At 61.8% G+C, this 25,333-nt stretch carries 25 protein-coding genes and 1 tRNA gene; 14 read left to right on the top strand and 12 right to left on the bottom strand.

Going from position 1 to position 25,333, the window contains the following annotated elements; genetic code table 11:
- Both ABI546_RS04510 and ABI546_RS04505 read right to left on the bottom strand, forming a co-directional pair.
- Positions 1 to 593, bottom strand: a 593-nt coding sequence (locus ABI546_RS04510; RefSeq protein WP_348044536.1) for an ATP-binding cassette domain-containing protein, incomplete at its 3' end; no start/stop codon positions are given.
- A 124-nt stretch (positions 594 to 717) separates the two neighbouring features.
- Positions 718 to 1,971, bottom strand: coding sequence for a lipoprotein-releasing ABC transporter permease subunit (locus ABI546_RS04505; RefSeq protein ID WP_348044533.1), 1,254 nt, complete (start codon positions 1,969 to 1,971; stop codon positions 718 to 720).
- A 166-nt stretch (positions 1,972 to 2,137) separates the two neighbouring features.
- Between ABI546_RS04505 and ABI546_RS04500 the strand changes: the two genes are divergently transcribed.
- From ABI546_RS04500 to ABI546_RS04465, 8 genes are all read left to right on the top strand, one after another.
- Complete coding sequence (locus tag ABI546_RS04500) at positions 2,138 to 3,160, top strand: hypothetical protein (protein ID WP_348044531.1); 1,023 nt, start codon at positions 2,138 to 2,140, stop codon at positions 3,158 to 3,160.
- Between the two features lie 19 nt (positions 3,161 to 3,179).
- Complete coding sequence (gene recJ / locus ABI546_RS04495; RefSeq protein ID WP_348044529.1) at positions 3,180 to 5,000, top strand: single-stranded-DNA-specific exonuclease RecJ; 1,821 nt, start codon at positions 3,180 to 3,182, stop codon at positions 4,998 to 5,000.
- A 660-nt stretch (positions 5,001 to 5,660) separates the two neighbouring features.
- Complete coding sequence (locus ABI546_RS04490; protein ID WP_348044527.1) at positions 5,661 to 6,521, top strand: 3',5'-nucleoside bisphosphate phosphatase; 861 nt, start codon at positions 5,661 to 5,663, stop codon at positions 6,519 to 6,521.
- A complete protein-coding gene (locus ABI546_RS04485; RefSeq protein WP_348044525.1) occupies positions 6,521 to 7,426 on the top strand; it encodes a DMT family transporter in 906 nt (301 codons plus the stop codon). The genes ABI546_RS04490 and ABI546_RS04485 overlap by 1 nt, the downstream gene beginning before the upstream one ends.
- A 32-nt stretch (positions 7,427 to 7,458) precedes the next feature.
- Positions 7,459 to 8,094, top strand: coding sequence for an L-threonylcarbamoyladenylate synthase (locus tag ABI546_RS04480; protein WP_348044523.1), 636 nt, complete (start codon positions 7,459 to 7,461; stop codon positions 8,092 to 8,094).
- A 44-nt stretch (positions 8,095 to 8,138) separates the two neighbouring features.
- The gene (locus tag ABI546_RS04475) at positions 8,139 to 8,807 is read left to right on the top strand and encodes a site-2 protease family protein (RefSeq protein WP_348044521.1); all 669 of its coding nucleotides are present in this window, start codon (positions 8,139 to 8,141) and stop codon (positions 8,805 to 8,807) included.
- On the top strand, positions 8,804 to 10,147 hold the full coding sequence (locus tag ABI546_RS04470; protein ID WP_348044519.1) for a tryptophan--tRNA ligase: 1,344 nt from the start codon (positions 8,804 to 8,806) through the stop codon (positions 10,145 to 10,147). Before ABI546_RS04475 ends, ABI546_RS04470 begins: the two co-directional genes overlap by 4 nt.
- A 219-nt stretch (positions 10,148 to 10,366) precedes the next feature.
- Entirely contained in the window at positions 10,367 to 10,951 is a 585-nt protein-coding gene (locus tag ABI546_RS04465) for a response regulator transcription factor (protein ID WP_348044517.1), read from the top strand.
- A 15-nt stretch (positions 10,952 to 10,966) separates the two neighbouring features.
- On the opposite strand, the gene ABI546_RS04460 is transcribed toward ABI546_RS04465, so the two are convergent.
- Together ABI546_RS04460 and ABI546_RS04455 are read right to left on the bottom strand one after the other, a co-directional pair.
- A complete protein-coding gene (locus ABI546_RS04460) occupies positions 10,967 to 12,340 on the bottom strand; it encodes a HAMP domain-containing sensor histidine kinase (protein ID WP_348044515.1) in 1,374 nt (457 codons plus the stop codon).
- Positions 12,341 to 12,420: 80 nt separating this feature from the next.
- Positions 12,421 to 13,299, bottom strand: a complete 879-nt coding sequence (locus tag ABI546_RS04455; protein WP_348044513.1) for a S24 family peptidase — start codon at positions 13,297 to 13,299, stop codon at positions 12,421 to 12,423.
- Between the two features lie 143 nt (positions 13,300 to 13,442).
- Here ABI546_RS04455 and ABI546_RS04450 point away from each other — a divergent pair, with 143 nt between their 5' ends.
- Positions 13,443 to 13,823, top strand: a complete 381-nt coding sequence (locus ABI546_RS04450; protein ID WP_348044511.1) for a helix-turn-helix domain-containing protein — start codon at positions 13,443 to 13,445, stop codon at positions 13,821 to 13,823.
- Positions 13,824 to 13,858: 35 nt separating this feature from the next.
- A complete protein-coding gene (locus ABI546_RS04445) occupies positions 13,859 to 14,470 on the top strand; it encodes a hypothetical protein (RefSeq protein ID WP_348044509.1) in 612 nt (203 codons plus the stop codon).
- A 1,415-nt stretch (positions 14,471 to 15,885) separates the two neighbouring features.
- Here the strand turns inward: ABI546_RS04445 and ABI546_RS04440 are convergent.
- From ABI546_RS04440 to ABI546_RS04415, 6 genes are all read right to left on the bottom strand, one after another.
- The gene (locus ABI546_RS04440) at positions 15,886 to 16,293 is read right to left on the bottom strand and encodes a hypothetical protein (RefSeq protein WP_348044507.1); all 408 of its coding nucleotides are present in this window, start codon (positions 16,291 to 16,293) and stop codon (positions 15,886 to 15,888) included.
- 175 nt (positions 16,294 to 16,468) lie between these two features.
- Positions 16,469 to 16,556: transfer RNA gene (locus ABI546_RS04435), tRNA-Ser, on the bottom strand.
- Positions 16,557 to 16,703: 147 nt separating this feature from the next.
- On the bottom strand, positions 16,704 to 18,044 hold the full coding sequence (gene serS, locus ABI546_RS04430; RefSeq protein ID WP_348044505.1) for a serine--tRNA ligase: 1,341 nt from the start codon (positions 18,042 to 18,044) through the stop codon (positions 16,704 to 16,706).
- Between the two features lie 31 nt (positions 18,045 to 18,075).
- Positions 18,076 to 19,017 carry a threonine/serine dehydratase gene (locus ABI546_RS04425; protein ID WP_348044503.1) on the bottom strand — a complete coding sequence of 314 codons (942 nt, stop codon included), beginning with the start codon at positions 19,015 to 19,017 and terminating at the stop codon, positions 18,076 to 18,078.
- A 6-nt stretch (positions 19,018 to 19,023) separates the two neighbouring features.
- Entirely contained in the window at positions 19,024 to 20,031 is a 1,008-nt protein-coding gene (gene ispH, locus ABI546_RS04420) for a 4-hydroxy-3-methylbut-2-enyl diphosphate reductase (protein WP_348044534.1), read from the bottom strand.
- A gap of 71 nt (positions 20,032 to 20,102) precedes the next feature.
- On the bottom strand, positions 20,103 to 20,591 hold the full coding sequence (locus ABI546_RS04415) for an FKBP-type peptidyl-prolyl cis-trans isomerase (RefSeq protein WP_348044501.1): 489 nt from the start codon (positions 20,589 to 20,591) through the stop codon (positions 20,103 to 20,105).
- Between the two features lie 171 nt (positions 20,592 to 20,762).
- On the opposite strand from ABI546_RS04415, the gene radC reads away from it, so the two are divergent.
- Together radC and ABI546_RS04405 are read left to right on the top strand one after the other, a co-directional pair.
- Entirely contained in the window at positions 20,763 to 21,437 is a 675-nt protein-coding gene (gene radC, locus ABI546_RS04410) for a DNA repair protein RadC (protein WP_348044499.1), read from the top strand.
- A 9-nt stretch (positions 21,438 to 21,446) separates the two neighbouring features.
- A complete protein-coding gene (locus ABI546_RS04405; protein ID WP_348044497.1) occupies positions 21,447 to 22,100 on the top strand; it encodes a Smr/MutS family protein in 654 nt (217 codons plus the stop codon).
- A gap of 394 nt (positions 22,101 to 22,494) precedes the next feature.
- Here the strand turns inward: ABI546_RS04405 and ABI546_RS04400 are convergent, their stop codons facing one another.
- Entirely contained in the window at positions 22,495 to 23,634 is a 1,140-nt protein-coding gene (locus ABI546_RS04400) for a patatin-like phospholipase family protein (RefSeq protein ID WP_348044495.1), read from the bottom strand.
- Between the two features lie 318 nt (positions 23,635 to 23,952).
- Between ABI546_RS04400 and ABI546_RS04395 the strand changes: the two genes are divergently transcribed.
- Positions 23,953 to 24,282, top strand: a complete 330-nt coding sequence (locus tag ABI546_RS04395) for a hypothetical protein (RefSeq protein WP_348044493.1) — start codon at positions 23,953 to 23,955, stop codon at positions 24,280 to 24,282.
- 87 nt (positions 24,283 to 24,369) lie between these two features.
- On the opposite strand, the gene ABI546_RS04390 is transcribed toward ABI546_RS04395, so the two are convergent.
- Positions 24,370 to 24,801 (bottom strand): group II truncated hemoglobin, encoded by a 432-nt coding sequence (locus ABI546_RS04390; protein ID WP_348044491.1) that lies wholly within the window; start codon positions 24,799 to 24,801, stop codon positions 24,370 to 24,372.
- 123 nt (positions 24,802 to 24,924) lie between these two features.
- Here ABI546_RS04390 and ABI546_RS04385 point away from each other — a divergent pair, with 123 nt between their 5' ends.
- Complete coding sequence (locus tag ABI546_RS04385; RefSeq protein WP_348044489.1) at positions 24,925 to 25,140, top strand: helix-turn-helix transcriptional regulator; 216 nt, start codon at positions 24,925 to 24,927, stop codon at positions 25,138 to 25,140.
- The last annotated feature ends 193 nt before the right edge of the window (positions 25,141 to 25,333 follow it).

The raw sequence follows: 25,333 nt of genomic DNA, 5'->3' as shown, positions 1-25,333 counted from the left end.
AGCACAAAGGCTGTGCCGAAATCACGCGCGAGTTGCAGCATCAGTTCAAACACGCCATCAGCGGTAGAACGATCCAAATTACCTGTCGGCTCATCGGCCAGCACGCACGCAGGCTGCGTGACGAGCGCACGTGCAATCGCAACGCGCTGACGCTCACCGCCTGAGAGTTCTGCGGGGCGGTGGTGGATTCGGTCTTGAAGGCCTACGGCGGCCAGCATCCTGGTCGCAACACGCGCGCATTCTGCGGGCGATTCACGGCGAATCCACAGTGGCATCGCGACGTTGTCGAGTGCGCTGAATTCGGGCAGCAGGTGGTGGAACTGATAGACGAAGCCCAGGTGCTTGTTTCGCAGATCGCCTTGTTGTTGGGGTGACAGGGCTGACAGCGTCTGGCCTTTGAGTTCGACTTGCCCGCTGGTAGGCGCGTCGAGGCCGCCCATCAGATGCAGCAGCGTGCTTTTTCCGGAGCCTGAGGCGCCGACGATGGCCAGCGTCTCGCCGGCGTGGACCTGCAGGTCTACGCCGTGCAGCACGGTCAAATCGATCAGGCCTTCGTGGAAGCGCTTGGTGAGGCCCTTGGCCGTGAGGACGATCTCCCCATTCAAGCCGGGGCCGCGGGACTGGCTTTGCCAGACCGCAGGCGCAGCGGTCCCTTCCCCGGGTGAAAGGGGCAGCGAAACGCCGGAGGCAGACGAAGTCGGGAGCGTGGGGGTCATATCACTCATAACGCAGGGCCTCCGCGGGATTCACGCGGCTGGCGCGCCAGCTGGGGTAGATGGTGGCGAGAAAGGCCAGCACCAGGGAGATCACAACGATGGGCATGATGTCGGCGTATTGCGGTTCGCTGGGCATGCGGCTGATGAGGTAAATGTCTTTGGGCAAAAAGCTGGCGTTCAGCGCGCGCTCAATCGCCGGCACGATGACGTCGATGTTGAAGGCGATACCCAGGCCCAACAACAAGCCCGAGAGCGTGCCGATGACGCCGACGAGTGCGCCCTGCACCATGAAGATCTTCATGATGCTTTTTGGGCTGGCGCCCAGCGTGCGCAGGATGGCGATGTCGGCGCGCTTGTCGGTCACTGTCATCACCAATGTGCTGACGAGGTTGAATGCCGCCACCGCGACGATGAGCGTGAGGATGATGAACATCATGCGTTTCTCGAGCTGCACAGCGGCAAACCAGGTCTTGTTCTGCCGCGTCCAGTCGCGTATGAGCAAGTCGCCGCTCAGGCTGCGCGACAGCTCAACGGCCACCTCGCGCGCCTGGTGCAAGTCCTTGAGCTTGATGCGGATGCCGGTGGGCCCTTCCAGACGGAAGATTTTGGCGGCGTCGTCCTGGTGCATCATGACCAGCGCCGAGTCGTATTCAAAATGGCCGGAGTCAAAGGTGCCAACCACCGTCATTTGCTTGAGGCGCGGCACCACGCCGGCCGGAGTGACCTGGCCGCTGGGTGCGATCAGGGTGACGGTGTCGCCCTCACGCACGCCCATGGCACGGGCCAGCTCGCCGCCCAGCACCACGCCGAAGTTGCCGGGCACCAGTTTCGCCAGGGTGGGGCCAGAGGTCACAGCAAGATCGGTCACCTGGCCTTCCAGCGCCGGGTCTATGCCGCGCACCAGTGTGCCCTTCATGTCTTCACCGCGCGCCAGCAGGGCCTGTGCGGCGATGAAGGTGGCGGCGCCGGTGACCTGCGGGTTGGACTTGATTTCAGCCAAGGTCTTTGCCGGGTCGGGCAAGGCCATGCCATTGGGCGCGAAGACCTCGATGTGTGAGATCACGCCCAGCATCCGGTCACGTACTTCTTTCTGGAAGCCGTTCATCACGCTCAGCACGATGATCAGCGCGGCTACACCGAGCGCAATGCCCAGCATGGACACGCCCGAGATAAAGGAAATAAAGCCGTTGCGCCGGGTGGCGCGGCCGGCGCGGGTGTAGCGCCAGCCCAGAATCAGCTCGTAAGGAATTTGCATGCTTAATAACCTGCCGATCGAGGCTGGCCACCTGCGGCCTGCCCGGACGAATTTTTATACATTGATGTTCTCGCTAGACTCGTTACCTCAATACCCGGCGATTGCCTGAACGGCGCACCACCGTTGCGGGTACGGCGTCAATTGTGGCATCCCGGACAATAGCCCCATGTCAGCCAATTCCCCCACCCCCTTCACCGGACCGCAACTGCTGATTCCCTTTGCGGCCAGCGATGCACAGGCCTGGCTGCCCACGATGAAGGCCCTGCCGGCGGACAGCATGCGCAACCTGCGCCAGTTGCTCAAGGGAATGAAGTCAGTGCGCACTGATGTGGCGCAAACCCAAACGCTGTCACCCCCGCATGAGCGCGCCCTGGCGCAGGCGCTGGGCATTGCCGGCCCCGACGCACCCGACGGCCTGATTCCCTGGGCTGCACAAGACGCGGCGCAGCACCTGCCAGACGCTGACGGTAAGGCCTGGGCCTGGATCACACCTTGCCACTGGGCCATGGGTCGCGAGCACGCCACGCTGACCGATCCGGCCGCGCCGGGCCTGAATGAGGGCGAATCCCGCACCTTGCTGGCGGCCATGCAGCCCTACTTTGAGGGCGACGGCATCACGATTCACTATGTGCCGGCGCTGGGGCCGACGCGCTGGCTGGCCGAGGGCGAGTTGTTTCGCCGCCTGCCCACCGCTTCGCTTGACCGCGTGCTGGGCCGCAATGTGGACCCTTGGCTGCCCAAACAGAATAAAAAAGACACCAGCGGTGCCAACACGGCCCGCAAGATGAAGTTGCTGCAAAACGAAATGCAGATGCTGCTCTATACCCATGCGCTGAATGACGAGCGCGCGGCGCGCCGCCAGCTACCAGTCAACTCCTTCTGGCTGAGCGGCACGGGCGCCCTCACGACCACACCCATTGCAGACAGAGCCACGCCCACCGTGCCGCGCATCTTGGCGCAAGCCGTGTTCGCCGATGATTGGGAGGCCTATGCCGGGGCCTGGGCCGCGCTGGACGCAGGCGACATCGCGCAGCTGCTGGCGCGCCAGCAGGCGGGCGAGGTGGTGCGGCTGACTCTGTGCGGTGAGCGCGGCGCGCAAACCTTTGAAACCCACAACGCCGGCTTCATGGCCAAACTTTTAAGCCTTTTAGTGCCACAGCCCGCGTGGTTCGAGCGCCACCAGCTATAAAAAAGATAGTAAAACCTTCATGAAAATTCAGGTACGCGATGTTCCCCCACGCAGCGTCTGGGCGCTGCAGCAGGCCGGCATTCACCCGCTGCTTGCGCAGCTTTACGCCGCGCGCGGTGTGCACACAGCCGATGAACTCGACGACGGCCTGGCCCGCTTGCTGCCGCCCACCTCTCTGCTGGGCGTGCAGCAGGCGGCGCAGTTGCTGGCCGACGCCATGGCTGCCGGCAAAAAAATCTGCATCGTCGCCGACTATGACTGCGATGGCGCCACCGCCTGTGCCGTGGCGCTGCGCGGCCTCAAACTGCTGGGCGCTTCATTCAAAAATCTGGAAGTGAGCTACCTGGTGCCCGACCGCGTGACAGACGGCTACGGCCTGACGCCGCCGATTGCCGAGCGCGTCAAGGCCGGCGGCGCCGATGTGCTGGTGACGGTGGACAACGGCATCGCCAGCATCGACGGCGTGGCCCGCGCTCGCGCCCTCGGCATGCAGGTGCTGGTGACCGACCACCACTTGCCGGCGCTGAAAGACGGCCAGGTGGTGCTACCCGAGGCCGACGTCATCGTCAACCCGAACCAGCCCGCCTGTACGTTTGAAAGCAAATCGATTGCCGGTGTGGGCGTGATGTTTTACGTACTGCTGGCGCTGCGCGCCGAGTTGCGCGTGCGGGGGGTGTTTGATGATCCCGCCGCCGGGCCGCCCCAAGGCGGGAAGGCCCCCTCGGGGGGCAGCGCAGGACACGAAGTGGCAAGCGTGGGGGCGAAGAATCCCCAGCCCAAGCTCGATGCACTGCTGCCGCTGGTGGCGCTGGGCACCGTCGCCGACGTGGTGAAGCTGGACGGCAACAACCGCCGCCTGGTGGCGCAAGGCCTTAAGCGCGTGCGCGCAGGCCACATGCCGGCGGGGTTGGCAGCACTCTTCAAGGCGGCGGGCCGGCAAGCACCCGTGGCCACCACTTTTGACTTTGCGTTTGCCCTGGGCCCGCGCATCAATGCCGCAGGCCGCCTCAGCGATATGACGCTGGGCATCGAATGCCTGTTGACGGACGACGCGGCGCGCGCCGACGAGCTGGCGCAGATGCTGGACGGCATCAACCGTGAACGCCGTGACATCGAGGCCGGCATGCGCGAACAGGCGCAGCTGGCGGCCGACGCGATGATTGACGACGATGAAGAGCCGCCGCCCGCGATCGCCATCTTTGACCCGGAGTTTCATGAGGGCGTGGTCGGCATCGTCGCCTCGCGTATCAAAGACAGGCTGCACCGCCCTACTTTTGTCTTTGCCGCCAGCCAGGCCGACGGGAAAGAGCACGAACTCAAGGGCTCGGGCCGCTCGATTCCGGGGTTTCATTTGCGCGACGCGCTGGACCTGGTGACCAAGCGCCACCCCGGCGTGCTGCTGCGCTTTGGCGGCCATGCCATGGCGGCGGGCTGCACCATCGCCGAAGAAAACTTTGAGCTCTTTGAGCAGGCGCTGCAGCAGGTGGCGCATGAATGGCTGGACGCCGCCACGCTGACGCGCCGCATGGACACCGACGGCCCGCTGGCGCCCGAATACCGGCGCGCTGACCTGGTTGACACGCTGCACAAGGAAGTCTGGGGCCAGGGCTTTGCCGCCCCGACGTTCAGCGAGGAAGTCGAGGTGGTGTCGCAGCGGCTGGTCGGCGAGAAACACCTCGCGCTCAAGCTCAAGCACCAGGGGCAAGCCGTGGACGGCATCTGGTTTGGCCACACCGAAGCCTTGCCGGCGCGGGTGAAGCTGGCTTTTCGGCTGGACGCCGATGAATGGCAAGGCGTGCGGCGGGTGCGCTTTCTGGTGGAGGGGGCGGAGCTTCCTTAGCGCCGACTAGTACTGACCACCGCCGGTTAGCGCCCGTTGATGCCCGTTAATGCCCGTCAATGCCGGTGTAGAGCTTGTCTGACGACCCCAAGGTCATGCTGCCTACAGTTCCCGGCAGCCGCCCCAGCGACCATACAGGCTCGAAAGGCGCTCATGTCGATGCGCTGCTCACCTTTACCCCCTCAAGAGGAAATCATGAACACCATCATCTACATCGTCGGCCTGGTTGTCATCATCGGCGCGGTCCTCTCCTATTTCGGCTTTCGCTGATCCGCATGCGCTCCAGCGATGACCCCAAGCCGGGTCATCGCTACTGTTTTTATAGCTGGTGGCGCCCATTAAATAAGGGCCAGCAAGCTAAATCTTGATTTCCAGTTCTCCATTTCCATTTACCGCCACGCGACACCGTGCACCAACGCGCGCTGATGTGCGGCATGGGGGCGCCGAGCTTTTTGCGCAGCGGGCAATTACGACAGCTATTAAATTGATAGCTGCTTGCGCTGGTTGGCATTGGGCTGGCGGCCTAAAACTTATCAAACAACACCCCTGAGGCACAAAAAACACCTCGTGGAGTCGTGGTGAGGCGCGCTGAGCCTTCTCAAGTCATGGAGATTGGCGTATGCCCGCACCCCGTGCCTCCGCAAAGCCTAAAATGACCCTGTGACGCCTAAAACGATCCTGAACGCTGACTTGCACTGCCACTCAGTGGTGTCGGACGGCACGCTGACCCCGGAAGCCCTGGCCGAACGGGCCAATGCCAACGGGGTCGAACTCTGGGCCCTGACAGACCACGACGAAATCGGTGGCCAGCATCGCGCTGCCGCTGCCGCCAAGGCCCTGGGCATGCACTACCTCACCGGCACCGAAGTGTCTGTGACCTTTGCCGGGCAAACCGTCCACATCGTGGGCCTCGGTTTTGACGCCAACGACCCCGCCATGCAGCAAGGCCTGCGCAACACGCGCGGCGGCCGTGAGCAGCGCGCCATGGAAATGTCGGACTCGCTGGCCAAAGCCGGCATCAAGGGCGCATATGAAGGCGCACTGAAATTTGTCGGCAACCCCGAGCTGATTTCACGCACGCACTTTGCCCGCTTCCTGGTGGAGTCGGGCGTGTGCCGCGAAACACCGGAAGTCTTTCGCAAATACCTGACCGAAGGCAAGCCCGGCTATGTGCCGCACCGCTGGGCCAACCTGCGCGACGCCGTGACCTGGATCACCGAGGCCAAAGGCATTGCCGTCATTGCCCACCCGGGCCGCTACAAATTCACCCCCAACGAGGAATACGCCTTGTTCACCGAGTTCAAGTCCCATGGCGGGCGCGGCGTGGAGGTGGTCACCGGCAGCCACACCCCGCAGGAATACCTCAAATACGCCGAAACGGCCAAAGAGTTCGGCCTGGCTGCCTCGCGCGGCAGCGACTTCCACAGCCCCGACGAAAGCCACACCGACCTGGGCACCTTGCCCTACCTGTCCGGTGAACTGACGCCGGTGTGGGAGCTGGTGGCGGACCGCATCCAGTGATGGCCGGTTCCGCAAGCAACACCTCTCACGTCCCGACCGGCATTGCGCTCCTGGTAGCCGCAGTGGCCTGCTTCGCGGTACTGGACACCACCACCAAGTTCATCTCTGCCAGCGTGCCGCTGCTGATGGCGCTGTGGTTCCGCTATGCCTTCCAGGCCGTTGCCACCACGGTGGCCGTCCTCCCGTCGCGCGGCTGGTCCGTGCTGCGCACGGCGCACCCGAAATTCCAGTGCCTGCGCGGTGTGCTGTTGCTGTGCAGCAGCATGCTTGCGTTTTTCAGCCTGCGTTATATGCCGGTCGGCGAATTCACGGCCATCGTCATGATCACGCCGCTGGTCATTACCCTGCTGGCCTCCCTCACCCTGGGGGAACGGGTGTCATGGTTGCGTTGGGCACTGGTCATAGGCGGGTTTGCCGGAACGCTGATCATCATCCGGCCCGACGGAGATGACTTCAACTGGCCCATGCTGCTGCCTTTGGGCCTGGTGATCACCAACGCCTGGTTTCAGATCCTCACCAGCCGGCTGGCACGTACTGAAGACCCCTTCACCATGCATTTTTATACCGGCTGGATCGGCACGCTGGTGGCTTCGCTGGCCCTGCCGTTTGTCTGGACTTGGCTGGGCGCCTGGACACTGTGGGCCGCCCTTTGCCTCATGGGCTTGATGGGCACGGTGGGCCATTTCATGATGATTCTGGCTTACGGCCGCGCGCCGGTATCGACGCTCACACCCTTCTTGTACGCCCAGATCGGCTTTGCCATGCTCGGCGGCTGGCTGGCGTTTTCGCATGTGCCCGACCGTTGGTCCGTACTCGGAATGGCCATGATCGCCGTTTGCGGCGCAACAGGCGCGTGGCTCGCCGTACGCGACAGCCGGGTCGTCATAGAACCGGTTGAGTCTTGAATTCGGCCCGACCGGACAACATTTGATCTGCCATGTCCCAGTTTTTTGAAGTTCACCCCGAAAACCCACACACCCGCCTGCTGAAGCAAGCGGTAGCGCTGCTTGAACGCGGCGGCATTGCGGCGGTGCCTACCGACTCCAGCTACGCGCTGGTCTGCCACCTTGACGACAAGGCCGCAGCCGACAGCCTGCGGCGTATTCGCGGGGTAGACGACAAGCACCACCTCACGCTGCTGTGCCGCGACCTGAGCGAGCTGGCCAACTACGCGCGCGTCGACAACAAGCAGTTCCGGCTGCTCAAGGCCGCCACACCCGGGCCGTACACCTTCATCTTGGAGGCCAGCAAGGAAGTGCCGCGCCGCCTCAGCCACCCGTCGCGCAAAACCATCGGCCTGCGCGTGCCCGAGCACAAGGTACTGCAGGCGTTGCTCGAATTGCACGGCGCGCCCCTGCTGGCCACCACATTGATTCCACGCGGCGGCACCGAGCCACTGAACGACGCGCACGACATCCGTGAACTGCTGGAGCACGAGCTGGCCGCAGTGATTGACGCCGGCGCCTGCCACCAGGAACCGACCACGGTGATTGACCTGACCCCCATGGGCGATGGTGGTGAGCCGGTGGTGGTACGGCAGGGCCGGGGCGACGTGGCGGTGCTGGGCCTGTAGGCAGCCCCGCCCGGCTCGCACCGGGCGTCTGAGACAATTGCCGCATGGACTTCTCCGATCTGATTCAAACCGTCGCGATCTATGCGCTGCCCGTGCTGTTCGCGATCACCGTACACGAAGCCGCGCACGGCTATGTCGCCCGCTACTTCGGCGACAACACGGCCTGGATGCTGGGCCGTGTCACGCTCAACCCCGTCAAGCACATCGACCCCGTCGGTACCATCCTGATGCCGCTGTTGCTGTATGTCGCCACCTCGGGCACTTTCCTGTTCGGCTATGCCAAACCGGTGCCGGTGCAGTTTGGCAATTTGCGCAACCCCAAGCGCGACATGATCTGGGTGGCGCTTGCCGGGCCGGGCGCTAACCTGTTGCAGGCATTGCTTTGGGGTGTCCTGTTCTACTTCCTTGCAGGCGCCGGCGTGACCGAGCCGTTTTTCATCAAGATGTGCCAGGCCGGCATCCTCGTCAACGTCGTGATGTTCGTTTTCAATCTGTTCCCGCTTCCTCCGCTCGATGGAGGCCGCGTGTTGGTCGGTCTTCTGCCTTACAAGCAGGCATTGCTGGTGTCACGCATTGAGCCTTGGGGCTTTTTTGTCGTGATGGGACTGGTCATTTCGGGCGTCATCAGCAACCTTTGGATGCGCCCCTTGATGGACGTGACCTACACCGTGATTCAAACCGTTTTAACGCCGCTGGCGATGCTGGTGAAATGATGACCCAAAATTCCAAATCCGACGTCGCCGCAACGTCCACCACCCGCTTCCTCACCGGCATCACCACCACCGGCACGCCCCACCTGGGCAACTATGTCGGCTCGATCCGGCCTTCCGTTCAGGCCAGTCTCCGCTCTGATGTCCGCAGCTTTTACTTTCTGGCCGACTACCACGCACTGATCAAATGCGACGAACCCGCGCGCATCCAGCAGTCCACGCTGGAGATCGCCGCCAGCTGGCTGGCCGCCGGGCTGGACCCGGAACGGGTGACCTTCTACCGCCAGTCCGACATCCCCGAGATTCCCGAACTCACCTGGCTGCTGACCTGCGTGACAGGCAAAGGCGTGCTCAATCGCGCGCATGCCTACAAGGCCTCGGTCGACAAGAACGAAGCGGCCGGCAACGACCCGGATGCCGATGTGACGGCAGGCCTTTTCATGTACCCGGTGCTCATGGGCGCGGACATCCTGCTGTTCAAAACCCACAAGGTGCCGGTGGGACGCGACCAGATCCAGCACATCGAAATGGCGCGCGACATGGCGCAGCGCTACAACCACCTGTATGGCGAACACCTGGTGTTGCCGGAGGCGGCGATTGAGGAGTCGGTGGCGCTGCTGCCGGGCCTGGACGGGCGCAAGATGAGCAAGAGCTACGACAACACGATACCGCTGTTCACACCGCGCGAGCAGATGCGCAAGCTGATCGCCGGCATCGTCACGGATTCGTGCGCACCGGGCGAGCCCAAGGAAACCGAAGGCTCGGCGCTGTTCCAGATTTACCAGGCCTTTGCCAGTGCAGACGAAACCCAGGCCCTGCTCAAAGCCTATGCCGAAGGCATTGCCTGGGGCGACGCCAAACAATTGCTGTTTGAACGCATTGACCGCGAGGTGGCGCCCATGCGTGAGCGTTACCACGACCTCATCAGCGATCCGGCAAAAATCGAGGCGACTTTGCAGGCGGGTGCGCAGAAGGCGCGTGCGGAAGCTACGCCTTTCATGGGCGAATTGCGGCGCGCCGTGGGCTTGCGCAATCTCGCAACAAAACCCGCAGCCCCCTCAAAAGGCAAGTCAGCCAAAGCCGCGGCGCCCGCCTTCAAGCAGTACCGTGAAAAGGATGGCCGCTTTTACTTCAAGCTGCAGGACGCCGACGGCAAGACGCTGTTGCAAAGCCAGGGCTTCGAGTCCCCCAAAGACGCGGCGCTCATGATCGCGACCTTGCAGAAAGAAGGCTATGCGGCTTTTGCTGCACTGCAAGGTCAGAAACAACTGCACACATTGCCCGACGTCGACGCCGAAGATGTGCAACTCGCGCTGCAATTTTTTACAACCTCATCATCCTGAAGTAGTGTCTGGCTGGATTCTCTGCGGTCCGGCTCGTTTCGAATAAAGAGGCATTACAGACACCGTTCGTCGCCACATTGGTACCAAAGACTTATTTACTGTTGTTTTGGGGGATGGTAGACCTGAAAAAATACCGCAATTTCGAGTTTACTTAGGCCCCAAAGTTGACTTTCACCAGTTATGCTCATAGCTCATAGGAATGATTCTCAAGACTGACTAATGAGTATTTTTGTAATAGACGACCATCCGCTTATGCGCGAAGCGGTTGTCATGTTGATTCGCCGCCTGAGCAGCAAGGCCACTGTGACCGAGCTGGACAGGCTTGCTGCAGTAATGCCGGCTGTGCAGCAACATGGTGTTCCCGAACTCATCTGCCTTGACTTGCGCTTGCCAGACACCAATGGTGTTTCCGGCGTGCGTGAGCTCAAGCATCAGTTCCCCAATGTCCCTCTTGTGGTGTTGTCGGCGGCGCCGGCGCAGGACTACGAGGACCTGTCTATCGAAGCAGGGGCCGACGCCTACATTCAGAAGTCTGCCGGGGCCACCGAGATATCGAATGTGCTGCGCGTCTTCCTGAGCGAAGAGCTCGACCCGGAGCCGGCCACCCCGACGGAGAAATTGTCCAAGCGGCAAAAGCAGTTGCTGGTCATGCTCGACAAGGGCATGAGCAATCGCGACATCGCTGAAGAGCTGCAGATCAGCGAACACACGGTGAAAGTGCATCTGTGGCGGCTGTTTCGGCGCCTCAATGTCAAAAGCCGCTCACAGGCGAGTCACCTCGCGCGCACCCAGGGTTTGCTGTAACAGTGTGACATCCGGTTACCGGCCCGGCTCGCGCAACTCCACCCAGAAAACACTGCCCCGGCCGCTGCGAGAGGCAAGACCCACGGGGTGCCCCATCGCCTCACTCAAGCGGGAAACAATCGCCAGCCCCAAGCCGAAGCCTTCTTCGGTGCCCTGCAGGGGAATTCGGTAAAACTCCTGAAAGATCGCCTGTTGGTGTTCTTTCGCAATGCCTACCCCGGTGTCCCATATCTCGATGCGCCGCACGCCGCCTCGCGTGCGCACCGCCAGCAGCACACCGCCGCGATGCGTGTTGCGAAGCGCATTCGATAGCAGGTTGCCGACCAGACGCTGAAGCAGCACCGGATCGGACCTGACCTGCCCGGTCGCCGCGCGAATCCGAAAGCGCAGGCTGCGTTCCCGGGCGAAGGGCGCGTATTGCGCCTCCAGGTCCTGCAGCAGCCCGGCCAGGTCCACGGTCTGCCAATTCACACGCAAGGGATTGGACTCCAGCCCCGCCAGATCAAAGAGGGAATTGAACAGGTCGTTCACCGCCTTGGTGGAGCGCACGATCTTGGGTGCTATCTGCGCCACAAATTCAGGCTCGGCGACCAGCCAGCCTGCGTACAGGTCCAGGGCATGCACGGGCTGCCTGAGGTCGTGCGCGGCACTGGCAATGAAGCGGTTCTTGATCTCAACAGCCTCGAGCGCCGCACGGCTCTTTTCGGTCAGCGACCGGATCAACTCGGAGTTGTCGTATTGCAGCTCTAGGTAGGCACGCTGCACGTAGTGAAGACGCTGGCCCGACACCCGGATCACCAGCCAGTAAATAGCGAACAGCACCAGCAAGCCTGAGGAATTGAAAGTTGCTGCAAGCCCGTTGTCGACAAGCAGGTTGTAAACCATCACGACGAGAACCGACAACCCAAGCCCGTCCACATAACTCTTGAAGCACGGCAACCACGAAGAAAACGTGCCCACGGCAAACCCGGCCATGCCAACGAGCACAACCATGCCGAGAAACTGGTCGTACACCGGCGCCTTGAGGAAGTACACCCACATCGAGGCGCCCCACATCATGGCGCTGGCGGCCCACGTCCAGGTGTACCGGGCCATGAAAGCGCGCAGTGCGGGGCCGCTAACCCCGATGAGAGACCGCTGGTAAATCCAGATGACGCGATAGCGTCCCAAGGTCACCGCCGCAACAGCCGCAGCCCATAGAAACAGGCTGAAGGGGTCGACATGCCGGTAAAGAATGACCACCATGGACACGAGCAGCACCACCGCGGAATGCAGGCCTGGCTGGGCATACCGCATAAAGGTGTGGATCAACCGCATTTCCACCCACTCCTCGCGCGAGATATCTGGCGAGCGCTGCGTGCCAGGCCTGGTCGCTGAGAGGTGGTCCATGGAAACCGAGTTTACGTCGCGCCAGCGATACCCCACACACCTGCGGCACACTTTGTTGCGCCGGGGTGACGCCGCCCAAATCAGTTGAACGTTACGCCGGCCCAGCGCACACGGCCCAACACCGCAAAATCCCGGTCGCTGTTTTCGTATCCCTGGATGTCAAAGGGCTCATACGTCGGGTTGTAGCTGCTCACACGCAAGATCTTTCCGGGAAGCCGTTGCAGTTTTTTCACCAGCAGGGCGCCGTCAAGCTTCACCACATGCACACCCTCGGTCATGGCATCCCGATCCCGAAGGTCAATGAGCACCGCGTCTTTGGAGCGCAGCCACGGCTCCATGGATGCACCCGCCACCGTGGACATGACCACGTCGTTGTGGTCAATGCCCAGTTCGCAGCGGATGAACTGCAGGTCAAAGGGTCGCATCGCGACGACCGACCCGATATCGCTGAAAACATCCCGGCCCGGCAAGGAGCGCAGCTCAAACAGGGGCGCGTACACAAAAGCGCCGGACTCTACGGCGCGCACGTCACAGGCAACGGCCGTTTCCGGCTGGGCCGCATCGCGGCGGGGCTCCCGCCCGAGAAGTTGCGCGGGCGTCAACTGGTATTCCCTGGCGAGCACTTCCAGCTCGAACGCGTCCGGCAAGCTGTCTCCGCGCTCGATGTTCCAGATGGTGTTTCGGTGAACGCCCACCATCGCCGCCACATCATTGATTTCACGGCTTCCGCGGGCTGTTTTGCAGCGCTGGCCGAATTGGCGCATGAAAACCGTTCTGGCTTCCGCACGGACGGACTTGATAACGGCCTTGTCGGCTGCTGCGGCAGCCTCATGGAGGTACCAGGCAACCGGCTCTTCTACCTTGGGTGGCGTTGCCGTCATGAAGGAATACGGTGTTGTTGGCTCATCTCGCGAGCCAGTTTTGCCCGCTTTGGGCAGCGCTGCTTCTTTTGTGCTCATGAACACTATTTTGTTCCAGCAAGCACAAAAATGGCAAACTAGATGCTGATTAAATTGGTAATAATTACAATTAAAGTAGCACAAAGGAAATTTAGCAATAAAAATTGATTGACTTGTATCCATTTGTGCTGAAAATCATAGGCATGAGCACAATTAAAGTGACAGACGCACAAGAAGATATGCACCCCGCCGATGTCGTTGCTGCCCTCCGAAAGCGCGGGACCAGCCTCCGCAAAATTGCCATCGCAAACGGCTACAGCCACATACAGCGCGTGCTCACCAGCCCCTGGCTGGCGGCCGAGCAGCTGGTGGCACACGCCCTTGACAAAAGACCCGAGGAACTCTGGCCATCGCGCTACCTCAATCCCGCCGACCGCGCCCTCGCATTCCAGCAAACGCGCAAGATCAAAATCACCATGCCGCACCCGGCGCCACGCAAGCCCGGCCACGAGCCGGCGATGGCTGCAGGCGGCGACGATGCCTCCACCGACGGGCCGTCCCGCTCCCAGCCTGAACGGCCTTAAGCCCCACCCAGCGCACCCCTGCAGGAACGTAACCGATGAAAGACCCTATTTCTGACGACGTGCGTGCGCTGTGGCTGCGGCTGCGCGAACACGGCGGCTGGTGGACCTTGCGCACACTCGCCCTGCACTGGCGGCCCACGTGCGAGCCCCATGATGTACAGCAGGCCGTGGACATTCTGGAGGCGCGCGGTTTTGTGGAAAGCCGCCACCAGGCAAGCCAGCTCAGCTACGGCATCACACCTGACTGCAACATCCCACCCGGACTGGAGCCCGGCAGCGGCCTGCAAGCGCTCGATGAAACGGCAAAGCATCGGGTCAACGATTTCCCGGCTGCCCGGTACGAAACACCTGAAAAACGGATGCCGGCTGCTTTGACAAGACGACTGCCTCATCCAAACCGATACGAATTCCATTCACTCCGACCACAAAGGAATCACATGCTGCTGTCCAGCACAGGGATCAAACTCAGCGTTCATCTGCGCACCCACGATGGTGAAAGCGTTTATGTGGAGCTGGAAAACGAAGATATCGAAAAGGCCGCCATGGCCAAGGCCAGCGTGACCGAAGCCGAGGTTCACCCGATCCGCATGATGTGCGTGGAGTTTGTTCAGGCCATCACCAGCCCTTTGACGGGTGAAGTCGCTTGAAGTGCAGCAACTCTAAATACCGCGAATTTTTGCAGCAGCGCACACCGTGAAGCAACTACAAGGATAGCGGCCCGCTGCACTGATTGGCGGAGGTCCTGGAGACGATGAATGATGTGGCAACATGCGACGCGAGAGGGTGCCACCTGCGGCGACCACTAATTTCCACGCTGATTCCCAGATGCCTACACCTTCACTCTATGGCCGTTACGCGGCGTGCTCCATGGCGATTTGGGCTCGCTACCGATGGAAGCTCGGCGGAGTCATTCTTGCGCTAGCCTCGATTCCTGCGATTCTGGATCGGGTCTATCCTGTTGGCCCCCTGCCCGGAAGCGCACTCTTTGTGTTTTTAATGCTCTATTTTGCTGGCTTGGTTCCGCTACTGGCGTTTCAGAAGCCTCTGCCAATGCGTCCGTGGACCTGTCTGCAGCGCATCTGGGCCTGGTCGCGCGCCGTCCTCTGCTCCCTATGGGTCATGCTTTGCATCTGGGGCATTAGTGCAGGATTTGGCGGCTAACCACGATATTCCGCACAATGACCGCCGCAGCCAGTGATTGCAAAGAGGGACGTGTACCGGTAGAGTCAATACCGCTCAGGACATGCAATACCTGACCGCATTAGGCGTATGCCTATGCACCGCCGAATCGGATTACCGCCGGCGCCCGAGCTGCAGTTATTGTTAACGGGGATTTGCTTGATTTATCAAGGAAACCCTATGAGCCTGACAAAGCGCCAGCAACTCCGTCGACAAGCATTCACGAACCAAAACTGCCTGTGCTTCTATTGCCAGTGTCGGATGTGGGAGCAAGGCGGGAAACAGCTCGCCAAAGAACTTGGCATACCGATTCGGTTGGCCAAGCACCTTCGCTGTACGGCTGAACACCTCCGAGCCCAAACCAATGGCGGTCTTGACACCCTTGAGAACATCGTCGCGGCCTGTGCATGGTGCAATCATGAACGCCATGCCGGCCGAGCACAACAAGCGCCCGATCCACTGACTTATAGAGCCGAGGTCGCAGAGTCAATGGCAATAGGCAAATGGCATCCCACCAGCTTAGCCCCACCGTCTAGACGCAACGCTTAATTAATTACCGCCGACGAGATTTGGCCATCGGCGCTGAACGTGATGGAGGTGACGCGTTCACTGGGCGTAAAAAAGCCAGCTCGGAGGCTGGCTTTTGAGATTGGACGTGGGCTCTTACGCGACCCACGTTACGGCAATTCACATGCGGGAACTCAGATTATTTTTTTCGTCTGGTGAGTTCTTGATCGACGCGCCGGTGTGAGATTCGGCTTGCCTGGCCAGGCAGTCCCGAGGTCAAGCAGACGCCGGGAAGCGTGAATTATACCAATGTCGTGAAAAAACCTGGTCGGAACCCCTGCGATCCGCTGAGAGCGAACGCTTTTAGTCCTGCCTTTTAAAGCTTGGGATCCGGAAACGGCAGCAAATCTTGCGACGAGCTCGGCTGAGCCACCCACTTGTTACCTTGGCGATAAAAGTCCGCCTGGGTTTCAGAAGTTCCAGCCCCAATCTTCAACGCCACCGTGCAAGCGACTTGACCTGGGTGTTTGGCCTGAACAGCTGGAATGCAGGTACCGAGTTTTAGTTCGGCGTCTTTATATTTTTGCAGTTCCATCATTTCAAGAAATGCTTGCGTGGCCTCTTTGATGTCGGGCAATACGAGTGTGCCGGCTTGCGCAGTGGACGCCGTGGACGCGGCGGATGCTGCAGGTGTGACGGCTGGGATTCCGTTAGCGGGTTGCGATGATGTTTCGTTGCAGGCGGAGCAAAGAAGCAATGTTGAGAGAATGATTGTGAAACGCATGGAGAGTTATCTCTTGTAAGGAACCGTCTAACTAATGTGGAGCTTGCGCTCGGCTAGGGCAGTTCCGTGTCGGGGAGCCCGGCTTGGTGCATTCAGCCTGCATACAAAAAAGCCCCGGTTTACGGGGCTTTCAGGGGGTTTGTGAGATGTCCCAAGACTATCTTGAACCCGGTTTTGGCGGAGAGGGTGGGATTCGAACCCACGGTACCTTGCGGTACGCCTGATTTCGAGTCAGGTACATTCGGCCACTCTGCCACCTCTCCTTTGTCGAGCCGATATTCTATCAGCCTGAAGGTGGCCCCCACGGTCGCTCGCTTCGTGTAGCTCCCTGCCCCTCGAGGGGGCCGCCCGCCTGTGACCCGGCAAAGCCGGTTCCACGGCTCATGCTGGGTTGGGACCTCCTTAGTGAACTACTTTCCTGTGGGGGTCAGCACCTTGATGCCGCCCATATAGGGCTGCAATGCGTCGGGCACGGCGACTGAGCCGTCGGCCAGCTGGTAGTTTTCGAGCACCGCCACCAGGGTGCGGCCTACGGCCAGGCCTGAGCCGTTCAGGGTGTGCACAAACTCGTTTTTGCCTTGGGCATTCTTGAAGCGAGCCTGCAGGCGGCGGGCCTGGAAGGCTTCGCAGTTGGAGACGGAGCTGATCTCCCGGTAGGTGTTCTGCGCGGGAAGCCACACTTCGAGGTCATAGGTTTTGGTCGCGCCAAAGCCCATGTCGCCGGTGCACAGCAGCATGACGCGGTAAGGCAGGCCAAGCTTTTGCAAAATGGCTTCGGCGTGGCCTGTCATGGCTTCGAGTGCTTCGTAGCTTTTGTCGGGGTGCGTGATCTGCACCATCTCGACCTTGTCGAACTGATGCTGGCGGATCATGCCGCGGGTGTCGCGCCCGTAGCTGCCCGCCTCGGACCTGAAGCACGGCGTGTGCGCGGTGTACTGAAGCGGCAAATCGGCCTCGGCAACGATTTCATCGCGCACGAAGTTGGTCAGCGGCACTTCCGATGTCGGGATCAGGTACAGCGCGGTGCTTTCGGCTTCGGCTGCGCCTTCTTGCCCGCCTTTTTTGACGGCGAACAAGTCTTCTTCAAACTTGGGCAACTGGCCGGTGCCGCGCAGCGAGTCGCCGTTGACGATGTACGGCGTGTAGCACTCGGTGTAGCCGTGCTCTTGTGTTTGCACATCCAGCATGAACTGCGACAGCGCACGGTGCAGGCGCGCCAGCGGGCCCTTCATCACGGTAAAACGCGAACCGGTGAGTTTGGTGCCGAGCTCAAAGTCCAGCCCCAAAGGCTGGCCCACGTCGACATGGTCTTTCACCTCAAAAGCAAAAGCCGGTGGTTCGCCGCCAGGGCCTTCAATCGGGCTCCATTTGCGCACTTCGACGTTACCGGCCTCGCCCGCGCCCTGCGGCACGCTCTCATGCGGCAGGTTGGGCACGGCCAGCAGCAGGGCCTGCATGTCGGCCTGGATCTGGTCCAGCCGTGCGGCAGAAGACTCCAGCTCGGCCTTGGAAGCGCTCACTTGCGCCATCACGGCGGTGGCGTCTTCACCCTTGGACTTGAGCTGGCCGATCTGCTTGGAGAGCGTGTTGCGCTGGTTCTGCAGTTCCTCAGTGCGAATCTGCAAGGCCTTGCGTTCAGCCTCCAGCGACTGGAAGGCCTCCACATTCAGGAAGGCTTGCGGGGTTTTGCGGGTTTCCAGCCGACTAATAGCCGAAGGCAGGTCTTTGCGAAGCAGGTTGATGTCTAGCATGGGGTCATTGTATTTTGTGGCTTTGCACGGCTCAGTTCAGGCTGGCAGGGTCCAGGTTGGCGCCGCAGATGATGAGGCAGACCTTTTCATCGGCACGCGGGGTATAGCGGCCGCTTTGCAGCGCGGCCAGTGGCAGCGCCGCAGCGGGCTCCACGGCCAGCTTGAGTTCTTTCCACATGAAAAGCTGCGCGCTGCGTATCGATTCGTCAGTCAGCAACAACGCATCACGCACATGCGCCTGCGTGACATCCCAGGCCAGGCTGCCGATGCGTTTGGCGCCCAGCGAGTCGGCGGCGATGCCGCTCACGGCCACGTCCACCGGCTCGCCAGCTTCACGGGCCTTGTACAAGGTGGGCGCCAGCTCAGGCTCCAGCGCCACCACACGGCTGCGTTGCTCAAACCAGCCGGCCACGCCGCCGATCAGGCCACCGCCGCCCACGCTGACGAGGACGGAATCGGGCAAGCCGCCCTGCTGCTCGATCTCTGCCGCCATGGTGCCGGCGCCCGCCAGCACTTCGGGCTGGTCATAGGCATGCGTCAGCAGCGCACCGGTTTCCTGCTGGCGGGCCAGGCACGCCTTCAGTGCATCGGCATACGCGGCGCCTGTGACCACCACGTGCGCACCCAGTGCGGCCAGCTTGGCGCGCTTGGCAGGGGTCGACACTTCAGGCACAAACACTTCGCAGCGCACGCCCAGCTCACGCGCGGCAGCCGCAGTGGCAATGCCGGCATTGCCGCCCGAGGCCACGATTACGCCGCTGGCCGGAATGGGGTTGGAGAGCAGGCGGTTGAGCATGCCGCGCGCCTTGAAGCTGCCGCCGGTTTGCAGGTGCTCAAGCTTGAGCCACACCTCGGCACAGTTCACGCCCAGCGCTTTGCCGGGCAGCTTCCACAGTGGGGTTTTATGAATAAAGTGGCTGTAGCCCGCTTCGAACGTGCGCAAGCAGCTCTCAATTTGATAGCGATCCGTCATGGCGGGTCAGCTCAACTGATGGAGCTGGCTGTCGCTGACTTCGAGCATGTGGCCCTGGGCGTCGAGCTTGAGGCCCTTGGGCAGCGGGAACTTGATGGTCTCCTCGATGCCTTCCATCTTGCGTACCGACACCGCACCCAGTGCCTTGATGCGGTCTATCACCTGCTTCACCAGAATCTCGGGCGCCGACGCACCGGCCGTCAGGCCCACGCGGCTCTTGCCTTCAAACCATTCTTCTTTCAGCTCGCTGGCATCGTCGACCATATAGGCCTCGGTGCCCAGCTTGGCCGCCAGCTCGCGCAGGCGGTTGCTGTTCGAGCTGGTCGGGCTGCCCACCACGATCAGGATGTCGACCTGCGGGCTCAGCACCTTGACGGCATCCTGCCGGTTTTGCGTGGCGTAGCAGATGTCTTGTTGCTTCGGTGCGCGCACATTGGGAAAGCGCGCCTTCACGGCGGCGCTGATCTCGGCCGCGTCATCCACGCTCAGGGTGGTTTGCGTGACCACCGCCAGGCGCTCGGTCTGGCCGGGGGTGATGCGCCACACGTCGGCCACGTCTTCCACCAGGTGGATGCCGCTGTCGAGCTGGCCCATGGTGCCTTCGACCTCGGGGTGGCCCTTGTGGCCGATCATGATGAACTCATAGCCTTCCTTGTGCAGCTTGGCCACTTCCACGTGCACCTTGGTCACCAACGGGCAGGTCGCGTCAAAAATCTGGAAGCCGCGGCGCTCAGCCTCTTTCTGGATGGCCTGGCTCACGCCGTGGGCGCTGAACACCAGCGTCGCGCCCGGCGGCACGTCGTCGAGCTCTTCAATAAAGATCGCGCCTTTTTCCTTCAGGTCATTGACGACGTAGGTGTTGTGCACGATCTCATGGCGCACGTAGATCGGCCTGCCGAATTTCGTCAGGGCACGCTCGACGATTTCAATCGCGCGGTCTACGCCGGCGCAAAAGCCGCGCGGCTCAGCCAAGAGGATTTCCTGAGGAAGTTGAACGGTACGTTCCGCCGACAGGCCGCCCTTAGGTGGAACAGCCCCCTCGGGGGGCAGCGTAGTACGCGAAGCGACAAGCGTGGGGGCTTTTTTCATAACACCCCAATCACTTGCACTTCAAACACCACCGGCTGGCCGGCCAGCGGGTGGTTGAAATCAAACTGCACCGCATCGCCGCCCTCTTTGACCTGCTGCACCGCACCCGCGTACTGGCCCATGCCATCCGGCGTAGGGAACTGCACCACGTCGCCGACCTTGTACTGCTCGTCCGGATCGCCCAGCTCGTTGAGCAGCTTGCGCGCCACCCACTGCACCAGCTCCGGGTTGCGGTCGCCAAAGGCAACGCCTGCGGGCAACTCAAACGTTGTGCGGGTGCCTTCGGGCAGGCCAATCAGCCGCTGCTCGATGGCCGGCGAGAGCTCGCCCGTGCCCAAACTCAGGGTGGCGGGCTTGCCGTCAAAGGTGTTGATGATGTCTGCGCCAGGTTTGCCGTCCACGGAGGGCCCGGCCATGCGGTAGTGCAGGGTCAGGAACGAGCCTTGCTGGACGAGGGTCGCTTCAGGGGATTCCACGGTGGACATAAGACTTTCTGCGGCCGGGCCGGCGCCGGGCAAGTGTTTGTAAACTGCCCCTATTGTAGAAAGTACGGCTTGACCGGGCCAAACAAGGCTTAATCCGGCTCAGTGCGGCCTAATACGGTTTCCCCCTCGCCCGCACCGGCTTTCCCCTCACACAGCGATACAGGCCCATCCATGCTCCTGAAAGACCTCCCAGAGGACGCCCGCCCCCGCGAAAAACTGCTGGCCCGCGGCCCCGGCGCGCTCAGCGATGCCGAGCTGCTGGCCCTGCTGCTGCGCACCGGCCTTCCCGGCAAAAATGCGCTGCAGATGGGCCAGGAGCTGTTGGGCACCTTTGGCGGTGTGAGCGGCTTGCTGCACACCGGGCCGGAAGCGCTCAAAAGCATCAAGGGCCTGGGCCCGGCCAAACGCGCCGAGATTGTGGCCGTGCTGGAGCTCGCCCGCCGCGCACTGGCCGAAGAACTCAAGGAAAAGACCCTCTTTGACACGCCACAGGCGGTTCGCGACTACTTGCAGCTGCAACTGGGCAGCCGCCCGCACGAGATTTTTGCCGTGCTGTTCCTCGACAGCCAGCACCGGCTGATCGTGCTGGAAGAACTCTTTCGCGGCACGCTGACGCAAACCTCGGTTTATCCGCGTGAAGTGGTGGTGCGCGCCCTGGCCCTGAACGCCGCCAGCGTCGTGCTGGCGCACAACCACCCCAGCGGCACCGCCAAACCCTCACGCGCCGATGAGGCGCTGACGCAGACCCTGAAGTCCGCGCTCGCGCTGGTCGATGTACGCGTGCTTGACCATTTTGTGGTGACAAGCTCCCAAGCTGTGTCGATGGCCGAGCTGGGATTGCTTTAAGGTTCGTGCATGAAAACGCCCGCCCTGAAAAGCCTGCAGGACCTCAAAGCCGTCAAGCGGGACATTGAAGCCCGTGCGAAGCTTGAGAAAGAGCAGGAAGCCGCGCGCATTGCCGCTGCGGTCAAAGCCAAAGCAGAGAAAGAACTCTTCTCGCGCGCCGTCGGCCCCGTCAAGGCTCTCCCGGCCAGACACCTGCCCGGCCACAAGGCGGCATTGCCGGTGACGCAAGCTGCGCCCATCCCGGTGCAGCAGCAGCGTGACGAGCTCGCGGTGATGCGCGAAGCGATCTCGGATGAGTTCGACGTGGAAACATTGCTGGACACCGATGAGGCCCTGAGCTTTCGTCGGCCGGGCATGGGGCCCGACGTGGTGCGCAAGCTGCGCCGCGGCGGCTGGAGCATCCAGGGCCAGCTGGACCTGCATGGCCTGCGCAGCGAAGATGCACGCGAAGCGCTGGCTCACTTCATCAGGGATGCTCAGAAGGTCGGTTGGCGCTGCGTGCGCGTGGTGCACGGCAAAGGGCTGGGCTCGCCCGGCAAGACGCCCGTGCTCAAGGGCAAGGTGCAGAGCTGGTTGATCCAGAAACAGGAAGTACTGGCCTTTGTGCAGGCGCGGCCGGCCGAGGGCGGCGCGGGGGCGCTGGTGGTGTTGCTGGAAGGCTAGATATCAGGTACACCCCTATCGACACTCACTGCGTGTAGTGTCTTTTCCCCTTGCAGGGGACGGCACTTGTGGCCTGGCGAAGCCAGTTCCACGGCGCCTGCTGGAGCTTGGGGACGGGCAAGTGTTACGGGTGGAATGTTTCGCTATTAATTCAATAGCTGCTCGCGCATATTCTGATTGGGCGGGAGGCATATTTGATGCCTGAAATTCACTAAAAAGTGTCCCTGCGGGCCTTTTTTTACCCGGCGGGCACCAAAAAACCGGTTTGAAGCCATCAGGAAGCCATTTTTAAAGTAAAAGGTGCCTGTAGCCCAATCAGAATCTGCGCGAGCAGCTATATTTTTGATAGCAATTACGCGGTAAATTCAAATCCCGAAAACATCCGCCAACCGGTTTAAAGCCCAAACCCCGCCCGCCCGGCAGCGGCGCATTCATAACCGTGCCTGAACAACAGCTCATACATCGGCACCGGCACCTTCTTCAATGAGGTCGGGTAGGCAGCTGCCGCTCTGACGTTGTCCCCGTCAAGCCATTCGCCGGCCGGGCAGTCGCCGCCCATGCGGTCGGCCACCTCCCGGGCGGTGGCGCCTATGCGCAGGTAGGCGGCGCGCCCCGGCTCGCGGGTGGCGTAGGCCATGAGCCCCCTGGCGCGCAGCGCGCGGACCTGGTCGGACATGATGTCGGCCACGTGCTTGAGCCGAAAGATGCTGAGGCGGCCCATCGCAAAACCCACCGGCAAAGGCGCACCGGCGTCGGACGCGATGATCACTCCGTCGATTTTCGGTTTGGGGCCAAAGCCGGCGTCAAAGAAGGGCTCCAGCCCGAGGTTGTCGTACACGCCGCCGTCGTAGAGGTGGATGCGGGCAAAGCGGTCTTCTGCCGGCCGGGCCTCGTCGCCGGTGGCGAACATCGGCAGGTTCCAGTCAAAGCTGTCGGTCGGCAGAACGTAAGGGCCGATCAGCCCCGGGAAGGCCGCCGACACGGCCATCGCGTCACGCAGCGGCAGCTGCTTCAGGCGCGTGGAGCCCAGCATCCAGTCGCGCAGCGCGTCACCTTCAATGCTGGCGCGTTTGCCGGTTTCGGCCGTGGTGGCGTTGACCACCCAGGCGGGTGAAGCAGGAACATCCTCCATCAGTGCGTCGATGCCCCAGGCGCTGCCGATGGCCGATGCCAGCACGTTGGCACGCGACAGCGCGAAGCGCCAGTTGCGCGGATGCAGCATGGCGCGCATCGCGGCGTTCTGCAGGTCTGTCGTGGTCAGCAGCGCTTTCACGCGCGGCAGCAGCACCTCCAGGCATTCGTCGCTGCCCGGCCAGCGCATCGCGTTGAGCTGCAGCAAAAGGCCCACCAGCAAGCTGCCGCCCGAGACGGTTGAGACCTTGCTGACCCGCTCCAGCGCCTGCTGTTCCGCCAGGAAGCTCAGCACACCGCAGTGAAACACCATGGCGCGCGTGCCGCCGCCCGACAGCGCAAGGTACACCGGCCTCACGCCGCCGCCTTTTGGCTCGTCTGGCAGGTTTGGCAGGTTTGGCAAGCATTCGGGCCGCGGAGCGGCCGATGGGGAATGGTCAATCGTGGAGAGCCGTGTTGCATGGTCTTGTCGTTCGGGTGTGTCGCGGCCCCATTCTGCTACGGCTACGCGCGCCTACCCGCTGGGAGCCACGGGGTATGGGGGCGGTAGTGCGGCCACACCGTTCGCCCGCATATGTGAACAAATGCTCGTTTGCGTTGGCAGTGCACCACTGGCGCGTGCAATATACCGCCGACCTCTCTTTTAGTTGTGAGTGACGCCCGCAGAGCGCATGGCATCTCGTTAGAGTCGCCTTACTAAAAACAAAGAGGAGTGATCTGGATGAACCCGCTGCACAGAAAAAAACTTGGCATTCAAGACGGCCATCGCATCGTACAGAGAGACATCAAGGTAGAGGCGTCCGATACCCACGTCACATCGGTGTACTGGTATGACGAAATCGACGAGGAGGGAGAATTCGTAGGCGGCCACGTGCTCCGGGAAACCAACTTCATACAGAAAACCACCCCCCAGGCGCCACGGGCTCCGCACAACGGCGACAAGGACCGGCCCGATGGCGCGCTTTTCAACGCGCTGCGCTCACACCCGCATGAACACCGCACATGGCTGCACAGCGTACTGCCCCGTGGCCGGCACAAATTCGCCGTTTGAATAAATAAAGGGCTGCAGCCCTTTATTGACGAGCGCAAGCAGCTATATTTTTCATAGCAACTTACTCACAAAAAATGGGCAACCCTGTCACTCGCCCCGGTTCCGCATCCAGTCGGCTGTCTGGAAGAACGAGGCGTTGAGCCGGGTGCGCAGCACCTCGTCCACACCGGTTTCCACCATGGCCTGGTTCATGCAGGCCAGCCACTGGTCACGCTCGACAATGCCAATGGAGCCGCCGCCGGTGGATTGCGGCATGTGACGCATGCGCAAGCGCGGGTGGCCGAAGCGGTCGGTGTAGTACTGCGGCCCGCCCAGCCAGCCGCACAAGAACCAGAAGAGGCGCTGGCGGGCATTCTCAAGCGTGCTGCCGTGCGCGGCGCGCAATGCTTGGTAGCCTGGCTCCAGGTCCATCAGGTCATAGAAACGCTCGACCAACGCCTTGACGCGCTCCTCGCCGCCTATCCAGGCGTAGGGGGTTTCGAAGGGAGGGGTTCCTGGGGGGCGTTCTTCTATCTGCATGGGAGGATTATCGAACGGGGCTTGGATTTTTTGCGAGGGATAATTTTCTGGGCTGTTGTTGGTTTGACGGCAGTGACCCCTTATGCTCGCGGCTGCTTCAACTCTGCCCCCCCGCAGGCAGCCATGGCCATCAGCTCCGAGGAACGTGATTTTTTTGTTGCGCTGGGCAGCCGTATTGCCGAGGTGCGCAAGCGCCTGGCCATCACGCAGATGCAACTGGCCGAGACGCTGGCGGTGTCGCAGCAAACGGTCAATGCTTATGAGTCGGGCCAGCGGCGTGTGCCGGTGTCGATGCTGCCGCTGTTGGCGCACACGCTGTGGATTTCCGTGCGAGATTGACCCGTCTTTCCACTCATCGGTTGATCCGGTGACCACCTCCGAATACGCCCAATCTTCGAGGCCTTGGCGACGCCTACGCGGGTCAACGCTCGATAGAAAGACGGATCAAACAAGCGCGAAAATTCACACACGCGACTTAGAGCGGCTAACAAAACTGTGTCATCGGCGCTGAGGGGTAGAACGTTTGCCGATG

The organism is Polaromonas sp. (assembly GCF_039932935.1).
Lineage (GTDB): Bacteria > Pseudomonadota > Gammaproteobacteria > Burkholderiales > Burkholderiaceae_C > Polaromonas.
This window is presented reverse-complemented; position numbering and strand designations above follow the sequence as displayed.

Bases quoted from the DNA above. Each gene is read 5' to 3' on its own strand.
- ABI546_RS04505 (WP_348044533.1), bottom strand. From the start codon at position 1,971: ATGCAAATTCCTTACGAGCTGATTCTGGGCTGGCGCTACACCCGCGCC.
- ABI546_RS04500 (WP_348044531.1), top strand. From the start codon at position 2,138: ATGTCAGCCAATTCCCCCACCCCCTTCACCGGACCGCAACTGCTGATT.
- recJ (WP_348044529.1), top strand. From the start codon at position 3,180: ATGAAAATTCAGGTACGCGATGTTCCCCCACGCAGCGTCTGGGCGCTG.
- ABI546_RS04485 (WP_348044525.1), top strand. From the start codon at position 6,521: ATGGCCGGTTCCGCAAGCAACACCTCTCACGTCCCGACCGGCATTGCG.
- ABI546_RS04480 (WP_348044523.1), top strand. From the start codon at position 7,459: ATGTCCCAGTTTTTTGAAGTTCACCCCGAAAACCCACACACCCGCCTG.
- ABI546_RS04475 (WP_348044521.1), top strand. From the start codon at position 8,139: ATGGACTTCTCCGATCTGATTCAAACCGTCGCGATCTATGCGCTGCCC.
- ABI546_RS04470 (WP_348044519.1), top strand. From the start codon at position 8,804: ATGATGACCCAAAATTCCAAATCCGACGTCGCCGCAACGTCCACCACC.
- ABI546_RS04465 (WP_348044517.1), top strand. From the start codon at position 10,367: ATGAGTATTTTTGTAATAGACGACCATCCGCTTATGCGCGAAGCGGTT.
- ABI546_RS04460 (WP_348044515.1), bottom strand. From the start codon at position 12,340: ATGGACCACCTCTCAGCGACCAGGCCTGGCACGCAGCGCTCGCCAGAT.
- ABI546_RS04455 (WP_348044513.1), bottom strand. From the start codon at position 13,299: ATGAGCACAAAAGAAGCAGCGCTGCCCAAAGCGGGCAAAACTGGCTCG.
- ABI546_RS04450 (WP_348044511.1), top strand. From the start codon at position 13,443: ATGAGCACAATTAAAGTGACAGACGCACAAGAAGATATGCACCCCGCC.
- ABI546_RS04445 (WP_348044509.1), top strand. From the start codon at position 13,859: ATGAAAGACCCTATTTCTGACGACGTGCGTGCGCTGTGGCTGCGGCTG.
- ABI546_RS04440 (WP_348044507.1), bottom strand. From the start codon at position 16,293: ATGCGTTTCACAATCATTCTCTCAACATTGCTTCTTTGCTCCGCCTGC.
- serS (WP_348044505.1), bottom strand. From the start codon at position 18,044: ATGCTAGACATCAACCTGCTTCGCAAAGACCTGCCTTCGGCTATTAGT.
- ABI546_RS04425 (WP_348044503.1), bottom strand. From the start codon at position 19,017: ATGACGGATCGCTATCAAATTGAGAGCTGCTTGCGCACGTTCGAAGCG.
- ABI546_RS04415 (WP_348044501.1), bottom strand. From the start codon at position 20,591: ATGTCCACCGTGGAATCCCCTGAAGCGACCCTCGTCCAGCAAGGCTCG.
- radC (WP_348044499.1), top strand. From the start codon at position 20,763: ATGCTCCTGAAAGACCTCCCAGAGGACGCCCGCCCCCGCGAAAAACTG.
- ABI546_RS04405 (WP_348044497.1), top strand. From the start codon at position 21,447: ATGAAAACGCCCGCCCTGAAAAGCCTGCAGGACCTCAAAGCCGTCAAG.
- ABI546_RS04395 (WP_348044493.1), top strand. From the start codon at position 23,953: ATGAACCCGCTGCACAGAAAAAAACTTGGCATTCAAGACGGCCATCGC.
- ABI546_RS04390 (WP_348044491.1), bottom strand. From the start codon at position 24,801: ATGCAGATAGAAGAACGCCCCCCAGGAACCCCTCCCTTCGAAACCCCC.
- ABI546_RS04385 (WP_348044489.1), top strand. From the start codon at position 24,925: ATGGCCATCAGCTCCGAGGAACGTGATTTTTTTGTTGCGCTGGGCAGC.